The organism is Bradyrhizobium sp. USDA 4501, assembly GCF_054062115.1.
Genome location: NZ_JBSSEX010000001.1, coordinates 7,793,413 through 7,814,145, shown reverse-complemented (window position 1 = coordinate 7,814,145; position 20,733 = coordinate 7,793,413). Strand labels below are relative to the sequence as shown.

Annotated in this window: 18 protein-coding genes and 2 riboswitches; of the genes, 11 read left to right on the top strand and 7 right to left on the bottom strand. The window is 64.9% G+C overall.

Features of this window, described 5'->3' with window-relative positions:
* Positions 1-259: 259 nt before the first annotated feature.
* Positions 260-1,879, bottom strand: a complete 1,620-nt coding sequence (locus tag ACVWZM_RS36115; RefSeq protein WP_057019080.1) for an ABC transporter substrate-binding protein — start codon at positions 1,877-1,879, stop codon at positions 260-262.
* A 265-nt stretch (positions 1,880-2,144) separates the two neighbouring features.
* Between ACVWZM_RS36115 and ACVWZM_RS36110 the strand changes: the two genes are divergently transcribed.
* The 10 genes from ACVWZM_RS36110 (at position 2,145) to ACVWZM_RS36065 (ending at position 14,845) form a co-directional block, all read left to right on the top strand.
* The gene (locus ACVWZM_RS36110) at positions 2,145-3,275 is read left to right on the top strand and encodes a M20/M25/M40 family metallo-hydrolase (protein WP_026192961.1); all 1,131 of its coding nucleotides are present in this window, start codon (positions 2,145-2,147) and stop codon (positions 3,273-3,275) included.
* 92 nt (positions 3,276-3,367) lie between these two features.
* Positions 3,368-3,474, top strand: a riboswitch (glycine riboswitch).
* A 6-nt stretch (positions 3,475-3,480) separates the two neighbouring features.
* A riboswitch (glycine riboswitch) is annotated at positions 3,481-3,589 on the top strand.
* 68 nt (positions 3,590-3,657) lie between these two features.
* Entirely contained in the window at positions 3,658-5,013 is a 1,356-nt protein-coding gene (locus ACVWZM_RS36105; RefSeq protein ID WP_456855775.1) for a D-amino acid dehydrogenase, read from the top strand.
* 160 nt (positions 5,014-5,173) lie between these two features.
* The gene (locus ACVWZM_RS36100) at positions 5,174-6,115 is read left to right on the top strand and encodes an ABC transporter permease (protein ID WP_028336105.1); all 942 of its coding nucleotides are present in this window, start codon (positions 5,174-5,176) and stop codon (positions 6,113-6,115) included.
* 3 nt (positions 6,116-6,118) lie between these two features.
* Complete coding sequence (locus tag ACVWZM_RS36095) at positions 6,119-7,006, top strand: ABC transporter permease (RefSeq protein WP_057019082.1); 888 nt, start codon at positions 6,119-6,121, stop codon at positions 7,004-7,006.
* Between the two features lie 141 nt (positions 7,007-7,147).
* The gene (locus tag ACVWZM_RS36090; RefSeq protein WP_456855774.1) at positions 7,148-8,797 is read left to right on the top strand and encodes an ABC transporter ATP-binding protein; all 1,650 of its coding nucleotides are present in this window, start codon (positions 7,148-7,150) and stop codon (positions 8,795-8,797) included.
* Positions 8,798-9,019: 222 nt separating this feature from the next.
* Entirely contained in the window at positions 9,020-10,540 is a 1,521-nt protein-coding gene (locus tag ACVWZM_RS36085; protein WP_456855773.1) for a M81 family metallopeptidase, read from the top strand.
* A 6-nt stretch (positions 10,541-10,546) separates the two neighbouring features.
* On the top strand, positions 10,547-11,719 hold the full coding sequence (locus tag ACVWZM_RS36080; protein ID WP_456855772.1) for a M20 aminoacylase family protein: 1,173 nt from the start codon (positions 10,547-10,549) through the stop codon (positions 11,717-11,719).
* Entirely contained in the window at positions 11,712-13,130 is a 1,419-nt protein-coding gene (locus ACVWZM_RS36075) for an amidase (protein ID WP_456855771.1), read from the top strand. The genes ACVWZM_RS36080 and ACVWZM_RS36075 overlap by 8 nt, the downstream gene beginning before the upstream one ends.
* 141 nt (positions 13,131-13,271) lie before the next feature.
* Positions 13,272-14,162 carry a crotonase/enoyl-CoA hydratase family protein gene (locus ACVWZM_RS36070; protein WP_253639499.1) on the top strand — a complete coding sequence of 297 codons (891 nt, stop codon included), beginning with the start codon at positions 13,272-13,274 and terminating at the stop codon, positions 14,160-14,162.
* Positions 14,159-14,845 carry an alpha/beta fold hydrolase gene (locus tag ACVWZM_RS36065; protein WP_253639498.1) on the top strand — a complete coding sequence of 229 codons (687 nt, stop codon included), beginning with the start codon at positions 14,159-14,161 and terminating at the stop codon, positions 14,843-14,845. The genes ACVWZM_RS36070 and ACVWZM_RS36065 overlap by 4 nt, the downstream gene beginning before the upstream one ends.
* On the opposite strand, the gene ACVWZM_RS36060 is transcribed toward ACVWZM_RS36065, so the two are convergent.
* The 4 genes from ACVWZM_RS36060 to ACVWZM_RS36045 form a co-directional block, all read right to left on the bottom strand.
* Positions 14,842-15,768: a ketopantoate reductase family protein gene (locus ACVWZM_RS36060; protein WP_456785281.1), complete on the bottom strand. Its 927-nt coding sequence runs from the start codon at positions 15,766-15,768 to the stop codon at positions 14,842-14,844. The genes ACVWZM_RS36065 and ACVWZM_RS36060 overlap by 4 nt on opposite strands.
* 128 nt (positions 15,769-15,896) lie before the next feature.
* A complete protein-coding gene (locus ACVWZM_RS36055; protein WP_253639496.1) occupies positions 15,897-16,874 on the bottom strand; it encodes an NADPH:quinone oxidoreductase family protein in 978 nt (325 codons plus the stop codon).
* Positions 16,874-17,485, bottom strand: a complete 612-nt coding sequence (locus ACVWZM_RS36050) for a 2-hydroxychromene-2-carboxylate isomerase (RefSeq protein ID WP_168856778.1) — start codon at positions 17,483-17,485, stop codon at positions 16,874-16,876. The genes ACVWZM_RS36055 and ACVWZM_RS36050 overlap by 1 nt, the downstream gene beginning before the upstream one ends.
* A 99-nt stretch (positions 17,486-17,584) precedes the next feature.
* Positions 17,585-18,289, bottom strand: a complete 705-nt coding sequence (locus tag ACVWZM_RS36045; RefSeq protein ID WP_456855770.1) for a glutathione binding-like protein — start codon at positions 18,287-18,289, stop codon at positions 17,585-17,587.
* 99 nt (positions 18,290-18,388) lie between these two features.
* On the opposite strand from ACVWZM_RS36045, the gene ACVWZM_RS36040 reads away from it, so the two are divergent.
* Positions 18,389-19,411 (top strand): methionine synthase, encoded by a 1,023-nt coding sequence (locus tag ACVWZM_RS36040; protein ID WP_253639494.1) that lies wholly within the window; start codon positions 18,389-18,391, stop codon positions 19,409-19,411.
* Positions 19,412-19,427: 16 nt separating this feature from the next.
* On the opposite strand, the gene ACVWZM_RS36035 is transcribed toward ACVWZM_RS36040, so the two are convergent.
* A complete protein-coding gene (locus ACVWZM_RS36035; protein ID WP_253639493.1) occupies positions 19,428-20,051 on the bottom strand; it encodes a hypothetical protein in 624 nt (207 codons plus the stop codon).
* 153 nt (positions 20,052-20,204) lie between these two features.
* Positions 20,205-20,732 (bottom strand): xanthine phosphoribosyltransferase, encoded by a 528-nt coding sequence (gene gpt / locus ACVWZM_RS36030; RefSeq protein WP_253639492.1) that lies wholly within the window; start codon positions 20,730-20,732, stop codon positions 20,205-20,207.
* Position 20,733 lies beyond the last annotated feature (1 nt).

The following is a 20,733-nucleotide window of genomic DNA, read 5'->3' as shown; positions in this document are numbered from 1 at the left end:
CCGTGCACTGCGTATTCGTTGTCATGCCGCAATTGGAGCATGACGATGCCGAACGACGATCCATCCGCGCAGCGCGCAACCAACCAACCCGATCAGCGCAAGGAGCGCCCCTCCCCGCCGCAGCACGCACCACAAGGCGGACCACCGCTCAGCGACGGATTGGAGCAGCTCCGCGACAGCCACACCTGACACGCGACAGCGCGAAAAGAAAATGGCCGGGACAAGTCCCGGCCATTTGTTTTTGCGTCAAGCCGCAAGCTTACTCGGACTTGTCGATATTCCAGAAGATCGGCGTCGCCGGGCCGTCGAGCACACCGGTCAGCGACTTCCGCCATGCGCTCGGAATGGTGTACTGGCCGAGCGGAACGTAGATCACCTGATCGTAGGCCTCGGTCTGGATTTCCGCGGCGATCTTCTTCTTTTCCTCAGCCGAGCCGGCGCGCGCGAACTTGTCACGCAGCTCCTCGATCTTCGGGTCTTCGGCCCAGCCGAACCAGCCGCCATTCTTGCCGCGACCGGTGATCGACGCGTTGACGATCGGATCGGAGACGTCGGCCGCGACCCAGTTGGTGAAGAACATGTTCCAGCCGCCTTCCTTCGGCGGCTTCTGGCTGGCGCGGCGGGTCACCACGGTCTGCCAGTCGGTGGCCTGCAGGTCGACCTTGAAGCCGGCCTCGCGCAACTGCTGCGCAGCCACGACCGGTTGGGCTTTCAACGTCGTGACGTCGCCCGGCGCCATGATCACCACGGGGGTGCCGTCATAGCCGGATGCGGCAAGCGCCTTCTTGGCTTCCGCCAGGCCGTTGCCCTTCACCAGCGTTTCGGCCCCGACGTCGGTCTCGAGCGGCGTGCCGCAGACGAAGAAGGCGCCGCAGATCCTCTGGTACTTGGCGTTGCCGACCAGCGCGTCGAGCACGTCCTTCTGGTTCATCGCCAGGAACGCAGCCCGGCGCACCTTCGGATTGTCGAACGGCGGATAGAGGAAGTTCATGCGTCCGAGGGTCTGGAAGCCGAACTTGTTCAGGACGTCGATCTTGAGATCCGGATTGGCTTCGAGCACCGGCAGCATGTCGAACGGAAGGTTCTCCATGAAATCGATGTCGCCGGATTGCAACGCGTTCACCGCGGTCTGCGCATCGGCCATCGTGACCCACTCGACACGGTCGACCTTGACCACCTTGCCGCCCGCGGTCCAGCTCGCAGGCTCCTTGCGCGGCACGTAGTCCTTGTTCTTCTCATAGACCGCCTTCACGCCCGGCTGGAATTCCGCCTGCACGAATTTGAACGGTCCGGAGCCGATCTGTTCCGGGATCGGCTTGTCCGGCGGCGTCTCGGCCAGACGCTTCGGCATCATGAACGGCACGCGCGATGACGGCTTGCCGATCGATTCCAGCACGAGGCCGTAGGGTTCCTTCAGCTTCAGCGTGATGGTCTTGGCGTCGGTCGCCTCCAGGCTCGCGACGAAGTCCATCAGCTTCTGGCCCATGCCGTCGACCTTGCCCCAACGCTGCAGCGAGGCGACGCAGTCTTCCGCGGTGACCGGCGCGCCGTCGTGCCACTTCAGACCGTCGCGCAGCGTGAACGTGTAGGTCAGCTTGTCGTCGGAAACCTTCCAGTCCGCCATCTGCGGCTGGATCTTGAAATTGGAATCCGTCGCCAGCAGCGTGTCATAGATCATGTAGCCATGATCGCGGGTGATGTAGGCCGTGGTCATGATCGGATCGATGACGCGCAGATCCGAGTGCATCACCGCGGTGATGGTCTTGCCCGCGGCCATCGCCTGCGGCGCGAATGACAATTCCTGCGGCGCGAACGACAGCGCGAGCGCCGTCAACGCGGCCGCTAGCGTGCGGTGTTTCCAACGCGAGATAGGGAACATGCAATCTCTCCTGACGTGTAACTGGTCAAAGCCGGCTTATTCGTTATGCATGTGGTTCGTTATTTAGGCGAACTAACATGCTGTATGGCTTGTGAAATCGAGACTTGCACCAAGCGCCAAGCGCGTCAATCGGTTTCAGGTCGCATCGGACGTACACAAACGAATGAGGCCGCGCGCCAGATTTTGGCTTTACAAAATCGTCGGCTGAGATTTTCGTAACGCGCGCGCGATGCCGGCGCCGTCAGAACAACAAGAGAGAACAACGATGAACCCCGCCAATCTCCCCTTTGATTCCGAAACGATGCTGCAGGGCCTGCGCAGCTGGGTGGAATGCGAAAGCCCGACCTGGGACGCCGCCGCGGTCGAACGCATGCTCGATCTCGCCGCCCGCGAGATGGCGATCATGGGTGCGACGATCGAGCGCATCGCCGGACGCCAGGGCTTCGCGGGCTGCGTCCGCGCCCGTTTTCCCCATCCGAAACAAGGCCAGCCCGGCATCCTGATCGCCGGCCATCTGGACACCGTTCACCCCGTCGGCACCATCGAGAAGCTGAAGTGGCGGCGCGAAGGCAACAAGTGCTTCGGGCCGGGCATCTTCGACATGAAGGGCGGCAACTACCTGTCGATCGAGGCGATCAGGCAATTGGCGCGCGCCTCCTTCACGACCCCGCTGCCGATCACCGTGCTGTTCACCCCCGACGAAGAGGTGGGCACGCCGTCGACGCGCGACATCATCGAGGCGGAAGCCGCGCGCAACAAATATGTGCTGGTGCCGGAGCCCGGCCGTCCGAACAACGGCGTCGTCACCGGCCGCTATGCGATCGCGCGCTTCAACCTGGAAGCCACCGGCAAGCCCAGCCATGCCGGCGCAACGCTGTCTTCCGGCCGCTCCGCGATCCGCGAGATGGCGCGGCAGATCATCGCCATCGACGGCATGACCACCGAGGACTGCACCTTCTCGGTCGGCATCGTGCATGGCGGCCAGTGGGTCAATTGCGTCGCGACGACCTGCACCGGCGAAGCGCTCAGCATGGCCAAGCGCCAGGCCGATCTCGACCGTGGCGTCGAGCGCATGCTGGCACTGTCGGGCACCGCCAACGACGTGACCTTCAAGGTGACGCGCGGCGTCACCCGCCCGGTGTGGGAGCCCGATGCGGGCACCATGGCGCTCTATGAAAAGGCAAAAGGCCTTGCTGCAGCGATGGGTCTCGATCTGCCGCACGGCAGCGCCGGCGGCGGCTCGGACGGCAACTTCACCGGCGCGATGGGCATCCCCACGCTCGACGGCCTCGGCGTTCGCGGCGCCGATGCACATACGCTCAACGAGCACATCGAGGTCGACAGCCTCGCCGAACGCGGCCGCCTGATGGCGGCACTGCTGGCGACGCTGGACTGACATCGATTTGCACTGCACAACACGTTGGCACTGCCGGATCGAAATTTAGCCTTGTCCATTTTTGAGGCTTCGCCTACGGTCCGGCCGTTCAACGCGACGATGCGGGAGAGATCGAAGCGACAACAATCGTGTTGTTGGCTTCGGCGCCGACGGAGCAACCGCCCCGGAAACTCTCAGGCAAAAGGACTGTATCGTCAGGACGATCTGGAGAGAGACGAACATGGCCGCACATCAAGGGCCATGACGTCCACCGAAGGGGATAGTTCGCTTCTGGCCACAGCCCGATGCGGATCAAGCTCTCAGGTACCGTGACATATGGGGCGCCGATGCCGGTTTCACCGGTGGTTCGGCGACTCTAACCCACGGGAGCCTGACGACTATCATGCCACACATCGCGATCATCGGCGCCGGCATCACCGGCGTAACGACGGCCTATGCCCTGCTTGAACGCGGCTACAAGGTGACTGTCCTCGACAGGCATCGCTACGCCGCGATGGAAACCTCGTTCGCCAATGGCGGACAACTCTCCGCCAGCAATGCCGAGGTATGGAACAGCGCCGCGACCATTCTGAAGGGGCTGCGCTGGATGTTGAGAAGCGACGCGCCGCTGCTGATGAACCCGAAGCCGAGCTGGCACAAATATTCCTGGATCGGCGAGTTCGTAGGCCACATCACGCGCTATCGCGGCAACACCATCGAGACCACGAAGCTCGCCATCGAAGCGCGCAAGCATCTGTTCTCGATCGCAGAGCGCGAAAACATCGCCTTCGATCTCGAACGCCGCGGCATCCTGCACGTCTATCACGACAGGGCCGGCTTCGAAGCCGGCCTCAAGGTCAACACGCTGCTGCAGCAAGGCGGGCTCGACCGCCGGCCGGTGACCCCGGACGAGATCCGCGTCATCGAACCCGCGCTGCAGACAACCTGCTATGGCGGCTTCTTCACGCCGTCGGACGCGACCGGCGATATTCACAAATTCACGCGTGGGCTTGCCGACGCCTGCATCCGCCGTGGCGCGAGCTTCGTCCATGAAGCCGACGTCGACACGATCGCACACGGCGATGACGGCTTCCGCATCGGCTGGAACGAAGCTGCTTCACATGATGCTGCGGTCGCGACGCGACAGCAGCTACAGGCGGACGGGATCGTGATTTGCGCCGGCGTGGCGAGCCGCCACTTCGCCAGCCTGCTCAACGACCGCGTCAATGTCTATCCGGTGAAGGGCTATTCGATCACGGTGCAGCTCGATGCGCCGCAAAGCCGGAATGCTCCAACCGTCAGCCTGCTCGATGAGGCTGCGAAGATCGTCACCAGCCGGCTCGGCGCCGACCGCTTCCGCGTCGCCGGCACCGCCGAGTTCAACGGCTTCAACCGCGACATTCGCGCCGATCGCATTCAACCGCTGGTGGACTGGGTGCGGCATCATTTCCCAGAGATCGACACGTCGAAAGTCGTGCCATGGGCGGGCTTGCGCCCGATGATGCCGAACATGATGCCGGTGGTTCGCGCCGGACGGATTCCGGGCGTGTTCTACAATACGGGCCACGGTCATCTCGGCTGGACACTGTCGGCGGCGACGGCGCAGATGGTGGCCCAGGCGATCGACGATTGGCGCGACCTCGACACGCCGCCGATGGCGCCGACGTTCGGTGCCGGGCTCGACGTGCCTGCCAACGCCCGCAAAGCTGAAATCAATCCACCTTCCAGTGGACTGCTTCGAACTTCACCGGAGGAATAATCGCGGCCAACAGGACTGATTAGCTGCACCGCAAAATCCGCAGCACCGATGGCATGGGACTTGCTCAAGTTCTACCGTGAGTCTGCTACCATCTGTGCTACGGTCCGGTGTGCAACGGTCCCGCTGGGGACTTCATCGACCACAACCCAACGGATCAAATTTGCTCGGATATCTGCTTCGCCGCATCCTCGCCGCCATTCCCGTGATGGGCGTGGTGGCTCTGTTCGTGTTCCTGTTGCTGCGGCTGACGCCGGGCGACCCGGCCGCCATCCTCGCCGGCGACAACGCGACGCCCGAACAGCTCGAACGCATTCGGACCTCGCTTGGTCTGAACGAGCCGATCTACATCCAGTTCTACACCTGGATCGCCAAGTTGCTGCACGGCGACCTCGGCGTCTCCCTGATCTCGAACAAGCCGATCCTCGAAATGATCGTCCCGCGCCTCGAGCCCTCGATCTCGGTCGCGCTGGCCACCATCATCCTGTCGATCCTGGTGGCGGTGCCCCTCGGCGTGATCGCGGCGTGGAAGCACGGCACCTGGATCGACCGCTTCGTGATGGGGCTTTCCGTGCTCGGCTTCTCGGTGCCGGTGTTCGTCATCGGCTATGTGCTGATCCAGATCTTTGCGATTGATCTGCGCTGGGTTCCGGTACAGGGCTTCAAGAGCATCTCGGCCGGCTTCGGTCCGTTCTTCCAGCGCCTCATCCTGCCGACCTGCACACTCTCCTTCATCTATGTCGCGCTGATCGCACGCATGACGCGGGCCTCGATGCTCGATGTGCTCGGCGAGGATTACGTGCGCACGGCGCGGGCCAAGGGCATCGGCGAGACCGGCGTGCTGCTGCGCCATGCGCTGCGCAACGCCGCCGTGCCGGTCATCACGGTGATCGGTTCCGGCTTCGCGCTGCTGATCTCCGGCGTCGTCGTCACCGAGAGCGTGTTCAATCTGCCCGGCATCGGCCGCCTCACCGTCGATGCGGTGCTGGCGCGCGACTATCCGGTGATCCAGGCGATGATCCTGTTGACGTCGGGTATCTACGTCGCGGTCAATCTGTTGATCGACCTCGCCTACACCCTGCTCGATCCTCGTATCCGGTACTGAGCAATGGCGATCGAAACCCTTCCCGAATCCTCGCTTCCCGTCACCCGGCCGTTCCGCGTCAAGTTCGGCTTCCTGACGTCGACGCCGATCATCGCGGTTGCGACGATCAGCCTCGCCCTCATCATCCTTATGGCGATCTTCGCGCCGCTGCTTGCGCCGCACGATCCTCTGCTGCTGACGCCGTCGCAGCGGCTGAAGCCGTCGAGCGCGCAATATCTGCTCGGCACCGACGCTTATGGCCGCGACCTGTTGTCGCGCATCATCTACGGCGCACGGATCTCGCTGGTGATCGGGCTCGGCGCCGCCGTCTGCTCGATCGCCATCGGCCTTCTGATCGGCCTCGTCGCCGGCTTCTTCCGCTGGGTCGATGCGGTGCTGATGCGCGTGATGGACGGCTTGATGGCGATCCCCGCCATCCTGCTCGCGATCGCCGTGGTGTCGCTGTCGGGCGCCAGCATCTGGACCGTGATGGTCGCGATCACCATCCCCGAGATCCCGCGCGTGGCGCGGCTGGTGCGCTCGGTGGTGCTGACCGCACGCGAGGAACCTTATGTCGAGGCCGCGATCTCGCTCGGCACCAGCCTGCCGAAGATCATGTGGCGGCATTTGATGCCGAACACGATCGCGCCGCTGATCGTGCAAGGCACCTATGTCTGCGCGTCCGCGATCCTGACCGAGGCGATCCTGTCGTTCCTCGGCGCCGGCATCTCGCCGGAAACGCCGACCTGGGGCAACATCATGGCCGAGGGCCGCGCCTATTTCCAGGTCAAACCGTCGCTGATCTTCTGGCCGGGGCTGCTGCTCTCGATCGCCATTCTCAGCGTCAACCTGATCGGCGACGCCGCCCGCGACGCGCTCGATCCCCGCATGAAGCAGCGTGAGGGCAAGTGACGGCTTCAGCTCTTCTGAAGCCGTCATTCCGGGGCGATGCGAAGCATCGAACCCGGAATCTCGAGATTCCGGGTCTGGTGCTGGCGCACCATCCCGGAATGACAGTGGGTAAATTCCTTCACAGCGCCAAGAGACCCTGACATGACCAACGTCGTCCTCGACATCAGCAATCTCGTCGTCGGCCTCGGCCGCAAGGCGGATGCGCATCGCATCATCGACGACCTCTCGCTGCAGGTACGTGAAAGCAAGACGCTGTGCCTGGTCGGCGAAAGCGGCTCGGGCAAGTCGGTGACATCGCTCACCGTGATGGGCCTGCAGCAGAAGGGCACGCTGGTGCCGTCTGGCGGCAGCATCAAACTGGTCGGCGAGGAACTGCTCACCGCCAGCGACCGGCGGCTGCGGCAACTCCGCGCCACGCGGATGGCGATGATCTTCCAGGAGCCGATGACCGCGCTCAATCCGGTCGTGCCGGTCGGCCGCCAGATCGACGAGGTGCTGCGTGCCCATACCGATCTCGACGCCCGCGCGCGGCGCCAGAAGATTTTGGCGATGATGGAGCATGTGCGGCTGCCGGACGTGGAGCGCATCTTCTCCTCCTACCCGCACCGCCTCTCGGGCGGTCAGCGCCAGCGCATCATGATCGCGATGGCGCTGGTGCTGGAGCCGAAGCTCCTGATCGCGGACGAGCCGACCACCGCGCTCGACGTCACCACCCAGAAGCAGATCCTCACCTTGATCCGCGACCTGCAACGCGATCACGGCACCGCGGTTCTGTTTATCACCCACGACATGGGCGTGGTGGCCGAGATCGCCGACCGCGTCGCGGTGATGCGGCACGGCCACCTGGTCGAAACCGGCCCGCTGCAGGACGTGCTGCGCAATCCGAAGATGGAGTACACCCGCAACCTCTTGTCCTCGGTGCCGAGCCTGGTGCCGCGCGCGCCGCGCCCGGAGACGACCGAGCCCGTGGTGCTGGAAGCCAACGAGCTCAGCAAGGTCTACCGGGAGCGGTCGCTGTACGGCAAAGCCCGCGAGGTCGCCGCCGCCAGCAACGTCACGCTCACTCTGCGCAAGGGCCGCACGCTCGGCATCGTCGGCGAAAGCGGTTCCGGCAAGTCGACGGTCGCGCGCTGCATCGTCCGCCTGATCGATCCGACCTCGGGCGGGGTGCGCCTCGCCGGCCGCGAGATCTCCGACCTGTCGCGCCGGCTGTTGCAGCCGCATCGCCAGAAGATCCAGATCATCTTCCAGGATCCCTACCGCTCGCTCAATCCGCGCGTCACCGTCGGCGAGAGCATCGCGGAAGGCCCGGTCAATTACGGCATGCCGCGCAAGGACGCGCTGGCGCGGGCGCGCGAGCTGCTCGAGCTCGTCCATCTGCCGCCCGACGCGATCTCGCGCTATCCGCACCAGTTCTCCGGCGGCCAGCGCCAGCGCATCGCGATCGCGCGCGCGCTGGCGCTCGATCCCGACGTGCTCGTCGCGGATGAGGCGGTGTCCGCGCTCGACGTCTCGGTGCAGGCGCAGGTGCTGGATCTGCTCGACGAAATCCAGCGGCGGCTGGGCATCGCGCTGCTGTTCATCACGCATGATTTGCGCGTCGCCGCACAAATCTGCGACGACGTCGCCGTGATGCAGCATGGCCGCGTCGTGGAACAGGGACCGGCCGCCGAGGTGCTGACCAATCCGCAGCAGGCCTATACCCGCGCGCTGCTCGATGCGGCGCCCGGTCGCGGCTGGGACTTCGCCAACTTCCGCCCCGTTTCGGAAGGCATTGTGGCGACGGCCTAGGTCTTTAGCCTCAAGCCTTTCCGCCCACAGGGCATGCAAATCCGCTGGTGCTCCCCGGCTTGCGCTGGGCGCGACGACACGCTTAACGTCGCGCGCTAGAGCGTGGCCCTGAAGGTGGACACCGGTCTTCCCCGGAGATCACGCTCCAACCAACGAGATGAGATCATGACGCGCGTCGTTATGATCGCATCATGATCGAAGAAACGTATCGAGACCGACTTGATGACCCGCATTGCCGTTGGCGGCTTCCTGCACGAGACCAATACCTTCGCACCGACGAAGGCAACCTATGACGATTTCGTGCATGGCGGCGGCTGGCCGTCGATGACGCATGGCGCCGACGTGCTCAAGGTCATGCGCAAGATCAATGTCGGCCTCGCCGGCTTTGTCGAGGCGGCGGAAGCCAATGGCTGGGAGCTGGTGCCGACGATCTTCGCCGCGGCGAGCCCGTCGGCGCATGTCAGCAAGGATGCGTTCGAGCGGATCGTGACGGAAATGGTCGACGGCATCGCCGCGGCCGGACCGATCGATGCCGTCTATCTCGACCTGCACGGCGCCATGGTCACCGAGCATTATGACGACGGCGAAGGCGAAACGCTGGCCCGCGTGCGCAAGGCGATCGGCAACGACCTGCCGCTGGTGGCGAGCCTCGATCTGCATGCGAATGTCTCGCCAAAGATGATCGAGCATGCCGATGCGCTGATTGCCTACCGCACCTATCCGCATGTCGATATGGCCGAAACCGGCCGCGCCTGCGCCCGGCATCTGGCGCTGATGCTCAAGTCCAGGCAGCGCTTCGCAAAGGCGTTCCGGCAACTGCCGTTCCTGATCCCGATCAGCTGGCAATGCACCAACGACCAGCCGACCAAGGGCATCTATCAGAAGCTCGCCGCCCTCGAGAGCGACGCGGTGCCGACGCTGTCGTTTGCGCCGGGTTTCCCGGCCGCCGATTTCAGGGATTGCGGGCCGAGCGTATTCGCGTACGGCCGGACCCAGGCCGATGCGGATGCCGCCGCCGACAAGGTCGTCGCCCTGGTCGAGAGCCATGAGGACGATTTCGACGGCCGGATCTATTCGCCCGACGAAGGCGTGCGGCTGGCGATGGAACTGGCGAAATCGGCGAGCCGGCCGATCATCATCGCCGACACCCAGGACAATCCCGGCGCCGGCGGCGATTCCGACACCACCGGCATGCTGCGCGCGCTGGTGCGCAACAAGGCGAGTGCCGCAACCGGCGTGATCTACGACCCGCAATCCGCGAAGGCCGCGCACAGCGCCGGTGTCGGGGCATCAGTCACGCTCGAGCTCGGCGGCAAGTCCGGCATTCCCGGCGACGCGCCATACCGGGAGACTTTTGTCGTCGAACAGCTCTCGGATGGCAAATTCGTGGCTCCCGGTCCCTATTTCGGCGGCCGCGACATGGACATGGGCCCCTCGGCCTGCCTGCGGGTCGGCGACGTCCGCGTCGTGGTCGGCTCCTACAAGGCCCAGCTTGCCGACCAGGCGATGTACCGCTATGTCGGCATCGAGCCGACGGCACAGAAGATTTTGGTCAACAAGAGCTCGGTACACTTCCGTGCCGATTTCGAGCCGATCGCCGAGAAGCTCTTGATTTGCGCCGCTCCCGGCGCGATGCCCGCCGATACCGCCACGCTGCCATGGAAACATTTGCGTCCCGGCATTCGTATCAAGCCGAACGGCCCTACTTTCACACCCACCTCCCCATCACGCACAAACGGATAGAGAGCCATGCCGACCATTGAGCGCATCGACAGTTTTGCCGACGAACTCACCGCCATCAGACGGGATCTGCATGCGCATCCCGAGATCGGCTTCGAGGAGATCCGCACCTCGGGCATCGTCGCCGACAAGCTGACGAGCTGGGGCATCGAGGTGCATCGCGGCCTCGGCGGCACCGGCGTGGTCGGTGTGCTCAAGGGCAAGGGCAACAGCACCAAGAAGATCGGCCTGCGCGCCGACATGGACGCGCTGCCGATGGAGGAGAACACCAATCTGAAGTGGCGCTCGACCATTCCCGGACGCTTCCATGGCTGCGGCCATGACGGCCACACCACGATGCTGCTCGGCTCGGCGCGCTATCTCGCCGAGACCCGCAATTTCGACGGCACCGTGCATTTCATCTTCCAGCCGGCCGAGGAAGGCCTCGGCGGCGCGCGCGCCATGATCAAGGACGGCCTGTTCAAGCAGTTCCCCTGCGACGAGGTCTATGGCCTGCACAACGCGCCCGACCTCAACCATGGCGAGATCGCGATCCTGCCGGGCCCGGCAATGGCCGCAGCCGACTTCTTCGACATCAGGATCCAGGGCTACGGCGCGCATGGCGCGATGCCGGAGCGCTCCAAGGACGCGGTCGTGATCGCAATGACGCTCGGACAGGCGTTGCAGTCGATCGTCAGCCGCAACGTCGATCCGCTGCAGGCTGCGGTGCTGTCGATCACGCAGATCCATTCCGGGTCGGCGTACAACGTCATTCCCGGCGAAGCCTGGATGTGCGGCACGGTGCGCTGCTTCTCCGACGAGATCCGTGAGCTGATCCGCAAGCGCATGCGCGAAATCTCCGCCGGCTTTGCGGCGGCATATGGCGCCGAAATCTCGGTCGAGATCCGCGACGGCTTCAGCGTACTGGTGAACCAGGAAGAGCAGTCCCGCGTGGTCGAGGAAGTCGCGCGCACCGTCGTCGATCCGGCCAAGGTGATCACCCGCTCGACACCCAAGATGGGCAGCGAGGATTTCGCCGACATGATGCAGGCCATTCCCGGCGCGTATTTCTGGGTCGGCCATGACGGCTCCGTGCCCGTTCACAATCCCGGTTACGTTCTCGACGACAAGATCCTGCCGATCGGCGCCAGCATGTTCGCCCGCATCATCGAGAAACGCATGCCGGCAGGTGCGCATGCATAAGCCCAAAGGGGACGCCATCACGTCGCTGCACGATCTCTCCGCCGTCGACCTGCTCGCCGGCTATCGTGCCAAGCAATTCTCGCCGTCCGAGGTGCTGGAGGAAATCATCTCCCAGGTCGCGACCTGGGAGCCGCACATCAAGGCGCTGTATTTGTACGACCCGGAAGGGGCGCGGAAGGTCGCCAAGACCTCGACCGAGCGCTGGCAGCAGGCCGAGCCGGCCGGCACGCTCGATGGCGTTCCCGCCACCATCAAGGACAATGTCGCGACCAAGGGGCAGCCGGTGCCGCTGGGCGCGGCGAGCGTCAAGCTGGCGCCCGCGGAGAAGGATGCACCGCCCGCCGCGCGGCTGCGCGAGGCCGGCTGCGTGATCTTCTCCAAGACCACGATGCCGGACTACGGCATGCTGTCGTCGGGCCTGTCCTCGTTCCATCCCCTGACCCGCAATCCCTGGGATGTCAGCAAGAACCCCGGCGGCTCGAGCGCCGGCGCTGGCGCGGCAGGTGCTGCCGGCTATGGTCCCTTGCATCTCGGCACCGATATCGGCGGCTCGGTGCGGCTGCCGGCCAACTGGTGCGGCCTCGTCGCATTGAAGCCGAGCCTCGGCCGTGTGCCGATCGACCCGCCCTATGTCGGCCGCGTCGCCGGTCCGATGACCCGCACCGTCGACGACGCCGCGCTGATGATGAGCGTATTGTCGCGTCCCGATCGCCGCGACGGCATGAGCCTGCCGGCGCTCGAGGTGAACTGGAAGGCGCTGGAGAAGTCGCCACGCAAGCTGCGCATCGGGCTGATGCTCGACGCCGGCTCCGGCCAGAAGGTCGAGAAGGAGGTTCGCGAGGTCGTCGTGAAGACTGCGAAGGCGTTCGAATCCGCCGGCGCCGTCATCACCGAGATCGACGGCATCCTGACGCCCGAGATGCTCGAAGGGCTCGACAATTTCTGGCGCGCTAGGACCTGGGACGAGCTGTCGAAACTGTCGCAGGCCGACCGCGGCAAGACCCTGCCCTACATCCTCAACTGGGCCGAGGCCGGCGCAAAGCTCTCCGGCGTCGATGTGGTGCGCGGCTTCAACATGACGATGGCGATCCGCGCGGCCGCCGCGAAATTGTTCTGCGAGGTCGACTACGTGGTCTCGCCGGTATCGCCGGTGGTGAACTTCCCGGCCGAGTTCGCCGCGCCGCTCAACGACCCGGCAAAGCCGTTCGAGCACATCTGCTTTACCGTGCCGTGGAATATGTCGGAGAACCCGGCGCTGTCGATCAACGGCGGCTACGACAAGAAGGGCTTTCCGATCGGCGTCCAGATCATCGGCCGCCGCTTCGACGACATCGGCGTGCTCGGCATGGGCAAGGCGTTCGAAGGCCTGCGCGGCCCGCAGAAGCCGTGGCCCGCGCCGCCGAAGAAGTAAAGCAGCGCCTCAACGCAAGTCAGGATGCGCGGAGCCAGGCCCGCGCATCCCTCTTCTTCACAACGGATAATTGCCGGGTTAACTGGATGGAGACGCGCGCCAGCGCCGTTCATTCAAGAAAACCGAGAGGAAATCATCCCCATGGCGTATGAGACGATCAAGTACGAGGTCGCCGAGCAAATCCTGACCATCACGCTGAACCGGCCCGACAAGCTCAACGCCTTCAACGCCACGATGCAGCGGGAGCTGATCGACGCGTTCGACAAAGCCGACAAGGACGACGATGTCAGGGCCATCATCGTGACGGGTGCGGGCCGCGGCTTCTGCGCCGGCGCCGATCTCTCCTCCGGCGCCAACACGTTCGACCGCGATGCGCGGCGCGGTCCGGTCAAGCGCAATGCCGACGGCAGCGTCGACTACAGCGATCCGCAGGTGCGCGACGGCGGCGGACAAGTGACGCTGCGCATCTTCAAGTGCCTGAAGCCGGTGATCGCTGCCGTGAACGGCCCGGCGGTCGGCATCGGCGTCACCATGCAGCTTGCGATGGATATCCGCATCGCCTCCGACGCCGCGCGCTTCGGCTTCGTGTTCTCCCAGCGCGGCATCGTGCCGGAGGCCGCATCGAGCTGGTTCCTGCCGCGCATCGTCGGCATCTCGCAGGCGCTGGAATGGTGCTATTCCGGCCGCGTCTTCCCGGCGCAGGAAGCGCTTGCCGGCCGGCTCGTCAGCAAGGTGGTGCCGCCGGACGATCTGCTGCCGACCGCGCGTGCGCTCGCCAAGGAGTTCGCGGCCAAGACCGCGCCGGTGTCGGTGGCGCTGATCCGCCAGATGATGTGGCGCATGATGGGCGCTGACGATCCGATGGAGGCGCACAAGGTCGACAGCCGCGGCATCTATGCCCGCGGCCGCTCCGACGACGTCAAGGAAGGCGTGGTGTCGTTCCTGGAGAAGCGCCCCGCGCAGTTCAAGAACAAGGTGTCGTCGGACATGCCCGACTATTTCCCGTGGTGGCAAGAGCGCGACTATAAGTGAGCGACCGGCGTCAAGCGGCGTCCACACTTGACGGCGTCGTCCTGCTGCACGGCATCAGCAGGACGGCGCGCTCGTTTCGCAGGATGGAGCTGGCGCTGAGGGCGGCCGGCTTTGCCACCCTCAATCTCGACTATGACAGCCGGCGCAAGCCGCTCGACGCGCTGGCCGAGGACATCCACCTCTCGCTTGATCAATTCGCGCGCAGCCTCGACGGCTCCGTGCATTTCGTCTGCCATTCCATGGGCGGGCTTCTGGCACGCGTCTATCTGGCAAGGCATCGCCCGGCGCGGCTCGGCCGCGTCGTGATGCTGGGCACACCGAACGGCGGTAGCGAGATCGCCGACCGCCTGAAGTACCTCGCGGCTTATCGCGCCTATTTCGGTCCGGCCGGCCAGCAGCTCGTCACCCGCCGCGATGCCGCAACCAGCGCGCTGCTGCCGCCGCTCGACTATTCCGCCGGCATCATCGCCGGCAACCGTTCGGTCTATCCGATCACCTCCATGGCCCTGCCGCGGCCGCATGACGGCCGGGTGTCGGTTACCAACACCAGGCTCGAGGGCATGGCCGATCACATCGTGATCCGCACCTCGCATCCCTGGCTGGTGCGCAACAAGGAAGCGATCGCGCAGACCATCGCGTTCTTGCAAGAGGGGAAATTCAGCACAAATCGTCGGGTGGACTAGGCGCGGGCGTTACCCATCCTGTGCAGCTTGAGCATGGCATAGACCGCATTGTTGGCTGGCGTAGGAATGCCAAGCGGGCGGGCGAACTCCACCACCTTTCCGGCGAGCCAGTCGAGTTCGAGCCGGTTGCCGCGTTCGAGATCGTGCAGCATGGAAGCCTTGAAGGTGGGCGGCGAGGCTTCCGCGAATTTCATTCGGTCCTCGGCAAAATTCTCCGGAATGGGAACGCCCCTGGCACGGCCGACCGCCACCACCTCGCTCATCAGGCTGTAAAAGAACGCTCGCGTATCCGGGTCGGCCAGGATCGGCCCTAGCGGCTGGCGAGTCGTTGCGGTCGCGCCTGATAGTCCGACGAGGAATACAAATTTCTGCCAGCGCTCGCGGTCAATCCCGTCGGACACCGAGATGTCGATGCCGGCCGCTTGAGCGGCGTCGGCAAAGGCCTTGAGGCCGTCATCGGGCTTACCGTCGGTTCTGCCGCAGACCATGCGCGCGAACTGGCTCGTGTGGGTGACGACGCCAGGCGCGGACAGCACTGTAGCAATGTAGGCACTTCCAGCGACCACGTTGTCGGCGCCGAGAATCGGGGCGATCCTCTCCGCGCTATCGACCCCGTTTTGCAACGGGATCACCCGGGTGCGCGGTCCGACCAGGGGGAGAGACGACCTGGCTGCCGTCTCGCTGTCCCAAAGCTTGACCGCGAACAGCACGATATCGACCGGACCGACCGTGGCAGGATCATCGGTCACGTTGGGTTCGGGCAAATGAAGATTGCCGAGCACACTCTCGACCTTGAGACCGTTCTTTCTGATCGCCTCGAGGTTGGAGCCGCGTGCGATAAAGAACACGTCGTGCCCTGCCGCGGCCATACGTGCTCCGAAATAACCGCCGAGGGCACCGGCCGCCATCACAGCGATACGCATGTCACATCCTCCCCCTGCAACGACACTCAGCCGGCAGAGGATATCACGCGACGGACCCGGGTTCGATTCCCTGAACGCCGGGCCCATCGCGTCATTTGGCTGCACTGCAGAATTTGGACGCTGTGGTTTCACGGCCTCGTCAGCAGCGCCACACGCCCGATCGCCTTGCGCTCGATCAACAGCCGCATCGCCTTCGCATAATCTTCCAGCGGCAGCCGGTGCGAGATATTCGGCCGCACCCGGCCGGCCTCGGCCCATTCGCTCAGCGCCTTGAACCTGATCTCGCCGAGCGCGGGATCCTTGCGCACCGCCTCGCCGGCGCGAACGCCGAGCACGCTCGCGCCCTTGATCATCAACAGATTGGTGCGGGCCAGACCGATGCCGCCGGTGAAGCCGACGACAAGAATCCGCGCGCCCCAGTTGATGCAGCGCATCGAGTTCTCGAACGCCTCGCCGCCGACAGGATCGAACACCACATCGGCGCCGCGACCGTCGGTGAGACGCTTGACCGCATCGCGGAACGGCTCGCGCGTATAGAGCACGAGGTGGTCCGCGCCGCGCGCCCTGGCGATCGCAAGCTTCTCCTCGCTCGAAGCCGCAGCGATCACGGTGGCGCCAAGCAGCTTGCCGATCTCGACCGCGGCAAGCCCGACACCGCCGCCGGCGCCATGCACCAGCAGCACCTCGCCCGGCTTGATCTGCCCGCGGTCGATCAGCGCGTGATAGGCGGTGCCATGCGCGGCCAGGAAGGTCGCGCCTTCCGCGTAGTCGAAAGTCGACGGCACCGGCACGAGCTGCGACGGCGTTGCAACCGTCTCGTCGCAATAGGCGCCGAAGCGCATCTTGACGATCACCTTGTCGCCGACGGCGACACCGGATGCTCCATTGACCTCGACGACATCGCCGGCGGCTTCCGAGCCCGGCGTGAACGGCAGCGGCGGCTTGAGCTGGTACTCGCCCGCGGCCATCAGGATGTCGGGAAAGTTGATCCCGGCGGCCCGGATCGCAACCCGCACCTGGCCCGGCTGCAAGGGCACCGAGGCAAAGTTCTCGAGCTGCAGACGCTCGGGCGGGCCGAGCTCGCGGCAAACGACGGCTTTCGGCATCAGGCGGCCCGCGCCTTGAGGCGTGCCAGCGCCTCGCGGATCAGCGGCAAGCGGTCGTTGCCGAAATACATGTCGGTCTTGTCGAGATAGATCGTCGGCGAGCCGAAGCCGCCGCGCGCCATCACCTCCTCGGTGTTGGCCTTGAGTTGATCCTTGATCGCCTGGTCGCCGATGCCGGCAAGGAATTGCGCCGGATCGATCCCGAGTTTAGTGCAGATCTCGGTCAGCACCGCATCCTGCGAAATGTCCTTGTCGTCACCCCAATAGGCCTCGAACACCGCGCGGGCGAACGGTACCATCTTCTCGTTGCCGAGAAGGATGCAGCCGCGCATCGCCTTGACGCTGTTCACCGGGAACACGGTCGGCGGCATCTTGATCGCAAGGCCGGCCGAGCGCGCCCAGTCGGTGAGATCCTTCTTCATGTAGCGCGCCTTCAGCGGCACCGGCTTCTCGCGCTGCGCGTAGACCGACGGGTTGACGGTGTTGAAGATGCCGCCGACCAAGATCGGCCGCCAGGTGATCGGAGCGTCGAACTCCTTCGCGAGCGGCTGGATGTTGTGCCAGGCGAGATAGGTCCACGGGCTCGAGCAGTCGAAGAAGAATTCGATCATGGCGTTTCCCTTTGTCTTTTCCACATTCATTCTCGTCATTCCGGGATGCACCGCAAGGCGCAGGGCTCGCGACTGTGTCGCGCCGCGGAATAACGGGCATCATTTCTTCTCGACCAATTCCTTCGCACGCTGGCCGAACATGTTCTTGCGTGATTCCTCGTCAAACGGCTCCTTGACGAATTTTCCGATCGCAAGCCCCGCCTGCACCTGCGGGCGGGCGCGCACGGTGGCGTACCAGCGCTTGATGTTCGGGAAATCGTCGAGGGTAAAACCCTGCGCCTTGTGGGTCATGGTCCAGGGGAAGCAGGCGATGTCGGCGATCGAATAGTCGTCGCCGGCGATATAGGCGCCGGTCCTGCCGAGCTGGCGGTCGAGCACGCCATAGAGCCGCGCGGTCTCGTCGCGGTAGCGCTGGATCGCGTAGGGAATCTTCTCGGCCGCATAGAGCGCGAAATGGCCGTGCTGGCCGAGCATCGGCCCGAGGCCGCCCATCTGCCACATCACCCATTGGATGACGTTCGACCGCGCACGCAACTCCCGCGACAGGAAACGGCCGGCCTTGTCGGCGAGATAGATCAGGATCGCGCCGGTCTCGAACACCGAGAACGGCCCGCCGCCGTCGGCCGGTTGATGGTCGACGATCGCGGGGATCCGGTTGTTCGGGCTGATCGCCAGGAATTCGGGCCGAAACTGCTCGCCGGCGCGGATGTTCACCGGGATCACCTTGTAGGGCAGCCTCAGTTCCTCCAGCATGATCGAGATCTTCCAGCCGTTCGGCGTCGGCGCGTAGTGCAGATCGATCATCGGCGTTCTATTCCCCATCACAAAGACTTTTGTTGTTCTGTACCTCCACCCTAGGACATGGCACACAGGCGCTCAATCAGAACCCAACGGGAGGCACCCATGCTGTTTCCAACGACGATCGCAGGCTCGCTGCCGAAGCCGGAATGGCTGGCGGAGCCGAACATGCTGTGGGCACCCTGGAAGTCGGAGGGCGCCGAGCTCGCCCGCGCCAAGCGCGATGCCACGGTGCTGGCGGTCAAGCTGCAGGAAGATGCCGGCGTCGACATCGTCACCGAGGGCGAGCAGGCGCGCCAGCATTTCGTGCACGGCTTCCTGGAGCGGATCGAGGGCATCGATTTCGCCCACAAGGTCGAGATGGGCATCCGCAAGGACCGCTATAAGGCGATGGTGCCGCAGGTGGTCGCACCGCTGCAGCTCAAGGGACGCGTCCACGAGAGCGAGGCCCGTGCGGCCCGCGCGCACACCAGGAACCGGCTGAAATTCACCATGCCCGGCCCGATGACGATCATCGATACCATCGCCGACAAGTATTACGGCGACCGTGTGAAGATGGCCTTCGCTTTCGCCGAGCTTTTGAATCAGGAGGCGAAGGCGTTGCAGGCCGACGGCGTCGACATGATCCAGTTCGACGAGCCCGCCTTCAACGTCTACATGGACCAAGTGCGCGACTGGGGCATCAAGGCGCTGGAGCGCGCCGCCGAAGGCCTGACCTGCGCCACCGCCGTGCACATCTGTTACGGCTACGGCATCAAGGCCAACACCGACTGGAAGCAGACGCTTGGCGGCGAGTGGCGGCAATACGAGGAGACCTTCCCCGTCATCGACAAGAGCACGATCCAGCAGGTCGCGATCGAATGCCGCAACTCGAAGGTGCCGATCGAACTGCTCGCGGCGCTTCCCGGCAAGATCGTGCAGGCCGGCGTGATCGACGTCGCCAGCGACGAGATCGAGACCGCTGAGGACGTCGTCAAGGTGATCGAGGCGGTCGCGAGGCACGTGCCGAAGGGCAACATCATCGCGACCACCAATTGCGGCATGGCGCCGATGCGGCGGGACATCGCGGAAGCCAAGCTGATCGCGCTGGGCGCCGGTGCCAAGCTGGCTCGGCAGCGGCTGGCGTAAGGATGACGCCGGCCGATCAACCCAGAACGGCCATCGCGCTCGGATGCAACACCGGCCGGTAGCCGGCCTGGAAGGCGCGCAACGTCGATGGCGGCGTCAGCAGCATTGCCGGCTCCGGTACGTCGGCCCGGCCGTAACCGGCAAACGACCAGCGCAACATGGCGCCGTCGGCGACGAGGTAGCTGTCCCCGCTCGCCTGCACCATCGTCCCGTCGGGCAAGTCGCGCAATCGCGTCGGCAGCGGATGCAGCCGCTTCTTGCCGCGGTCGAGCCGCTCGGCATGCAGCACCGCATCCATCGCCTTGGCGCTGAGATCGCTCACGCCGTTGCCCTGCTCCCAGCAGCTGCGAAACCGCTTGGCATCGTCACGGCGGCAGTAGAAGCAGGGCCGGTGTCCGGCCGCAAACGCGGTGGCCTCATCGAGGAAGAACAGCTCGGTCCAGCTCTGACGGCTCATCACCTTGCGCCGCCGTCCCCTGAACTCGCAGGCGCAGGTGAGCCAGGCCGGGCTCGACCAGCGCTTGTTCAGCAGCGTGCGCGTCGCCGGATCGTGGATGATGCCGCGATTGCCGGTGAAGGTGCCGCGATGGTCTGAGGCGACGATGTCGCCGGTGGGCGTGACGCGGTTTTGCAGGGGCATGTTTCTTACTTCCCCCTCGCCCCGCTCTTGCGGGGAGAGGGTTGGGGTGAGGGGCTTGTCCGCAAAGATAGTGAGAGATGAACTCGCGGTGACTCCCCCTCACCCGATCGCTCCGCGATCGACCTCTCCCCGCAAGCGGGGCGAGGTGACTCCTCATGCCGCCCCGTCGCGGATCGGCGGCTGGAACGACAGCGCGGTATCCCAGGGAAAGTAGATCCAGGTGTCCTGCGACACCTCGGTGATGTAGGTGTCGACCAGCGGCCGGCCCTTCGGCTTGGCGTACACGGTCGCGAAATGCGCATCGGGCAGCAATTGGCGCACCAGCCTGCCGGTCTTGCCGGTATCGACGAGGTCGTCGACGATCAAGAGCCCCTTGCCGGTGCCGCCGCCGAGCTTGGCAGTCTGCTCCGAAATGCCCTTGAGCACTTTCAGATCGCCCTGCTTGTCGTGGTCGTAGCTGGCGACGCAGACGGTATCGATCACCCGCAAGCCGAGCTCGCGCGCCACGATCGCTGCGGGCACCAGCCCACCGCGGGTGATCGCGATCACCGCTTGGAACGGGCCGACCTCATTGAGCCGCCAGGTCAGCGCCCGGCAGTCCCGATGGAATTGATCCCACGAGACCGGAAACGGCCTGCCGGCTCGCTCCAGTGCACTCGGTTCGGAATTTCGTTCAGCCATA

Excerpts from the sequence above, each read along its gene's own strand:
- ACVWZM_RS36115 (WP_057019080.1), bottom strand. The coding sequence starts at position 1,879 with ATGTTCCCTATCTCGCGTTGGAAACACCGCACGCTAGCGGCCGCGTTG.
- ACVWZM_RS36110 (WP_026192961.1), top strand. The coding sequence starts at position 2,145 with ATGAACCCCGCCAATCTCCCCTTTGATTCCGAAACGATGCTGCAGGGC.
- ACVWZM_RS36105 (WP_456855775.1), top strand. The coding sequence starts at position 3,658 with ATGCCACACATCGCGATCATCGGCGCCGGCATCACCGGCGTAACGACG.
- ACVWZM_RS36095 (WP_057019082.1), top strand. The coding sequence starts at position 6,119 with ATGGCGATCGAAACCCTTCCCGAATCCTCGCTTCCCGTCACCCGGCCG.
- ACVWZM_RS36090 (WP_456855774.1), top strand. The coding sequence starts at position 7,148 with ATGACCAACGTCGTCCTCGACATCAGCAATCTCGTCGTCGGCCTCGGC.
- ACVWZM_RS36085 (WP_456855773.1), top strand. The coding sequence starts at position 9,020 with ATGACCCGCATTGCCGTTGGCGGCTTCCTGCACGAGACCAATACCTTC.
- ACVWZM_RS36080 (WP_456855772.1), top strand. The coding sequence starts at position 10,547 with ATGCCGACCATTGAGCGCATCGACAGTTTTGCCGACGAACTCACCGCC.
- ACVWZM_RS36075 (WP_456855771.1), top strand. The coding sequence starts at position 11,712 with ATGCATAAGCCCAAAGGGGACGCCATCACGTCGCTGCACGATCTCTCC.
- ACVWZM_RS36070 (WP_253639499.1), top strand. The coding sequence starts at position 13,272 with ATGGCGTATGAGACGATCAAGTACGAGGTCGCCGAGCAAATCCTGACC.
- ACVWZM_RS36060 (WP_456785281.1), bottom strand. The coding sequence starts at position 15,768 with ATGCGTATCGCTGTGATGGCGGCCGGTGCCCTCGGCGGTTATTTCGGA.
- ACVWZM_RS36055 (WP_253639496.1), bottom strand. The coding sequence starts at position 16,874 with ATGCCGAAAGCCGTCGTTTGCCGCGAGCTCGGCCCGCCCGAGCGTCTG.
- ACVWZM_RS36050 (WP_168856778.1), bottom strand. The coding sequence starts at position 17,485 with ATGATCGAATTCTTCTTCGACTGCTCGAGCCCGTGGACCTATCTCGCC.
- ACVWZM_RS36045 (WP_456855770.1), bottom strand. The coding sequence starts at position 18,289 with ATGATCGATCTGCACTACGCGCCGACGCCGAACGGCTGGAAGATCTCG.
- ACVWZM_RS36040 (WP_253639494.1), top strand. The coding sequence starts at position 18,389 with ATGCTGTTTCCAACGACGATCGCAGGCTCGCTGCCGAAGCCGGAATGG.
- ACVWZM_RS36035 (WP_253639493.1), bottom strand. The coding sequence starts at position 20,051 with ATGCCCCTGCAAAACCGCGTCACGCCCACCGGCGACATCGTCGCCTCA.
- gpt (WP_253639492.1), bottom strand. The coding sequence starts at position 20,732 with ATGGCTGAACGAAATTCCGAACCGAGTGCACTGGAGCGAGCCGGCAGG.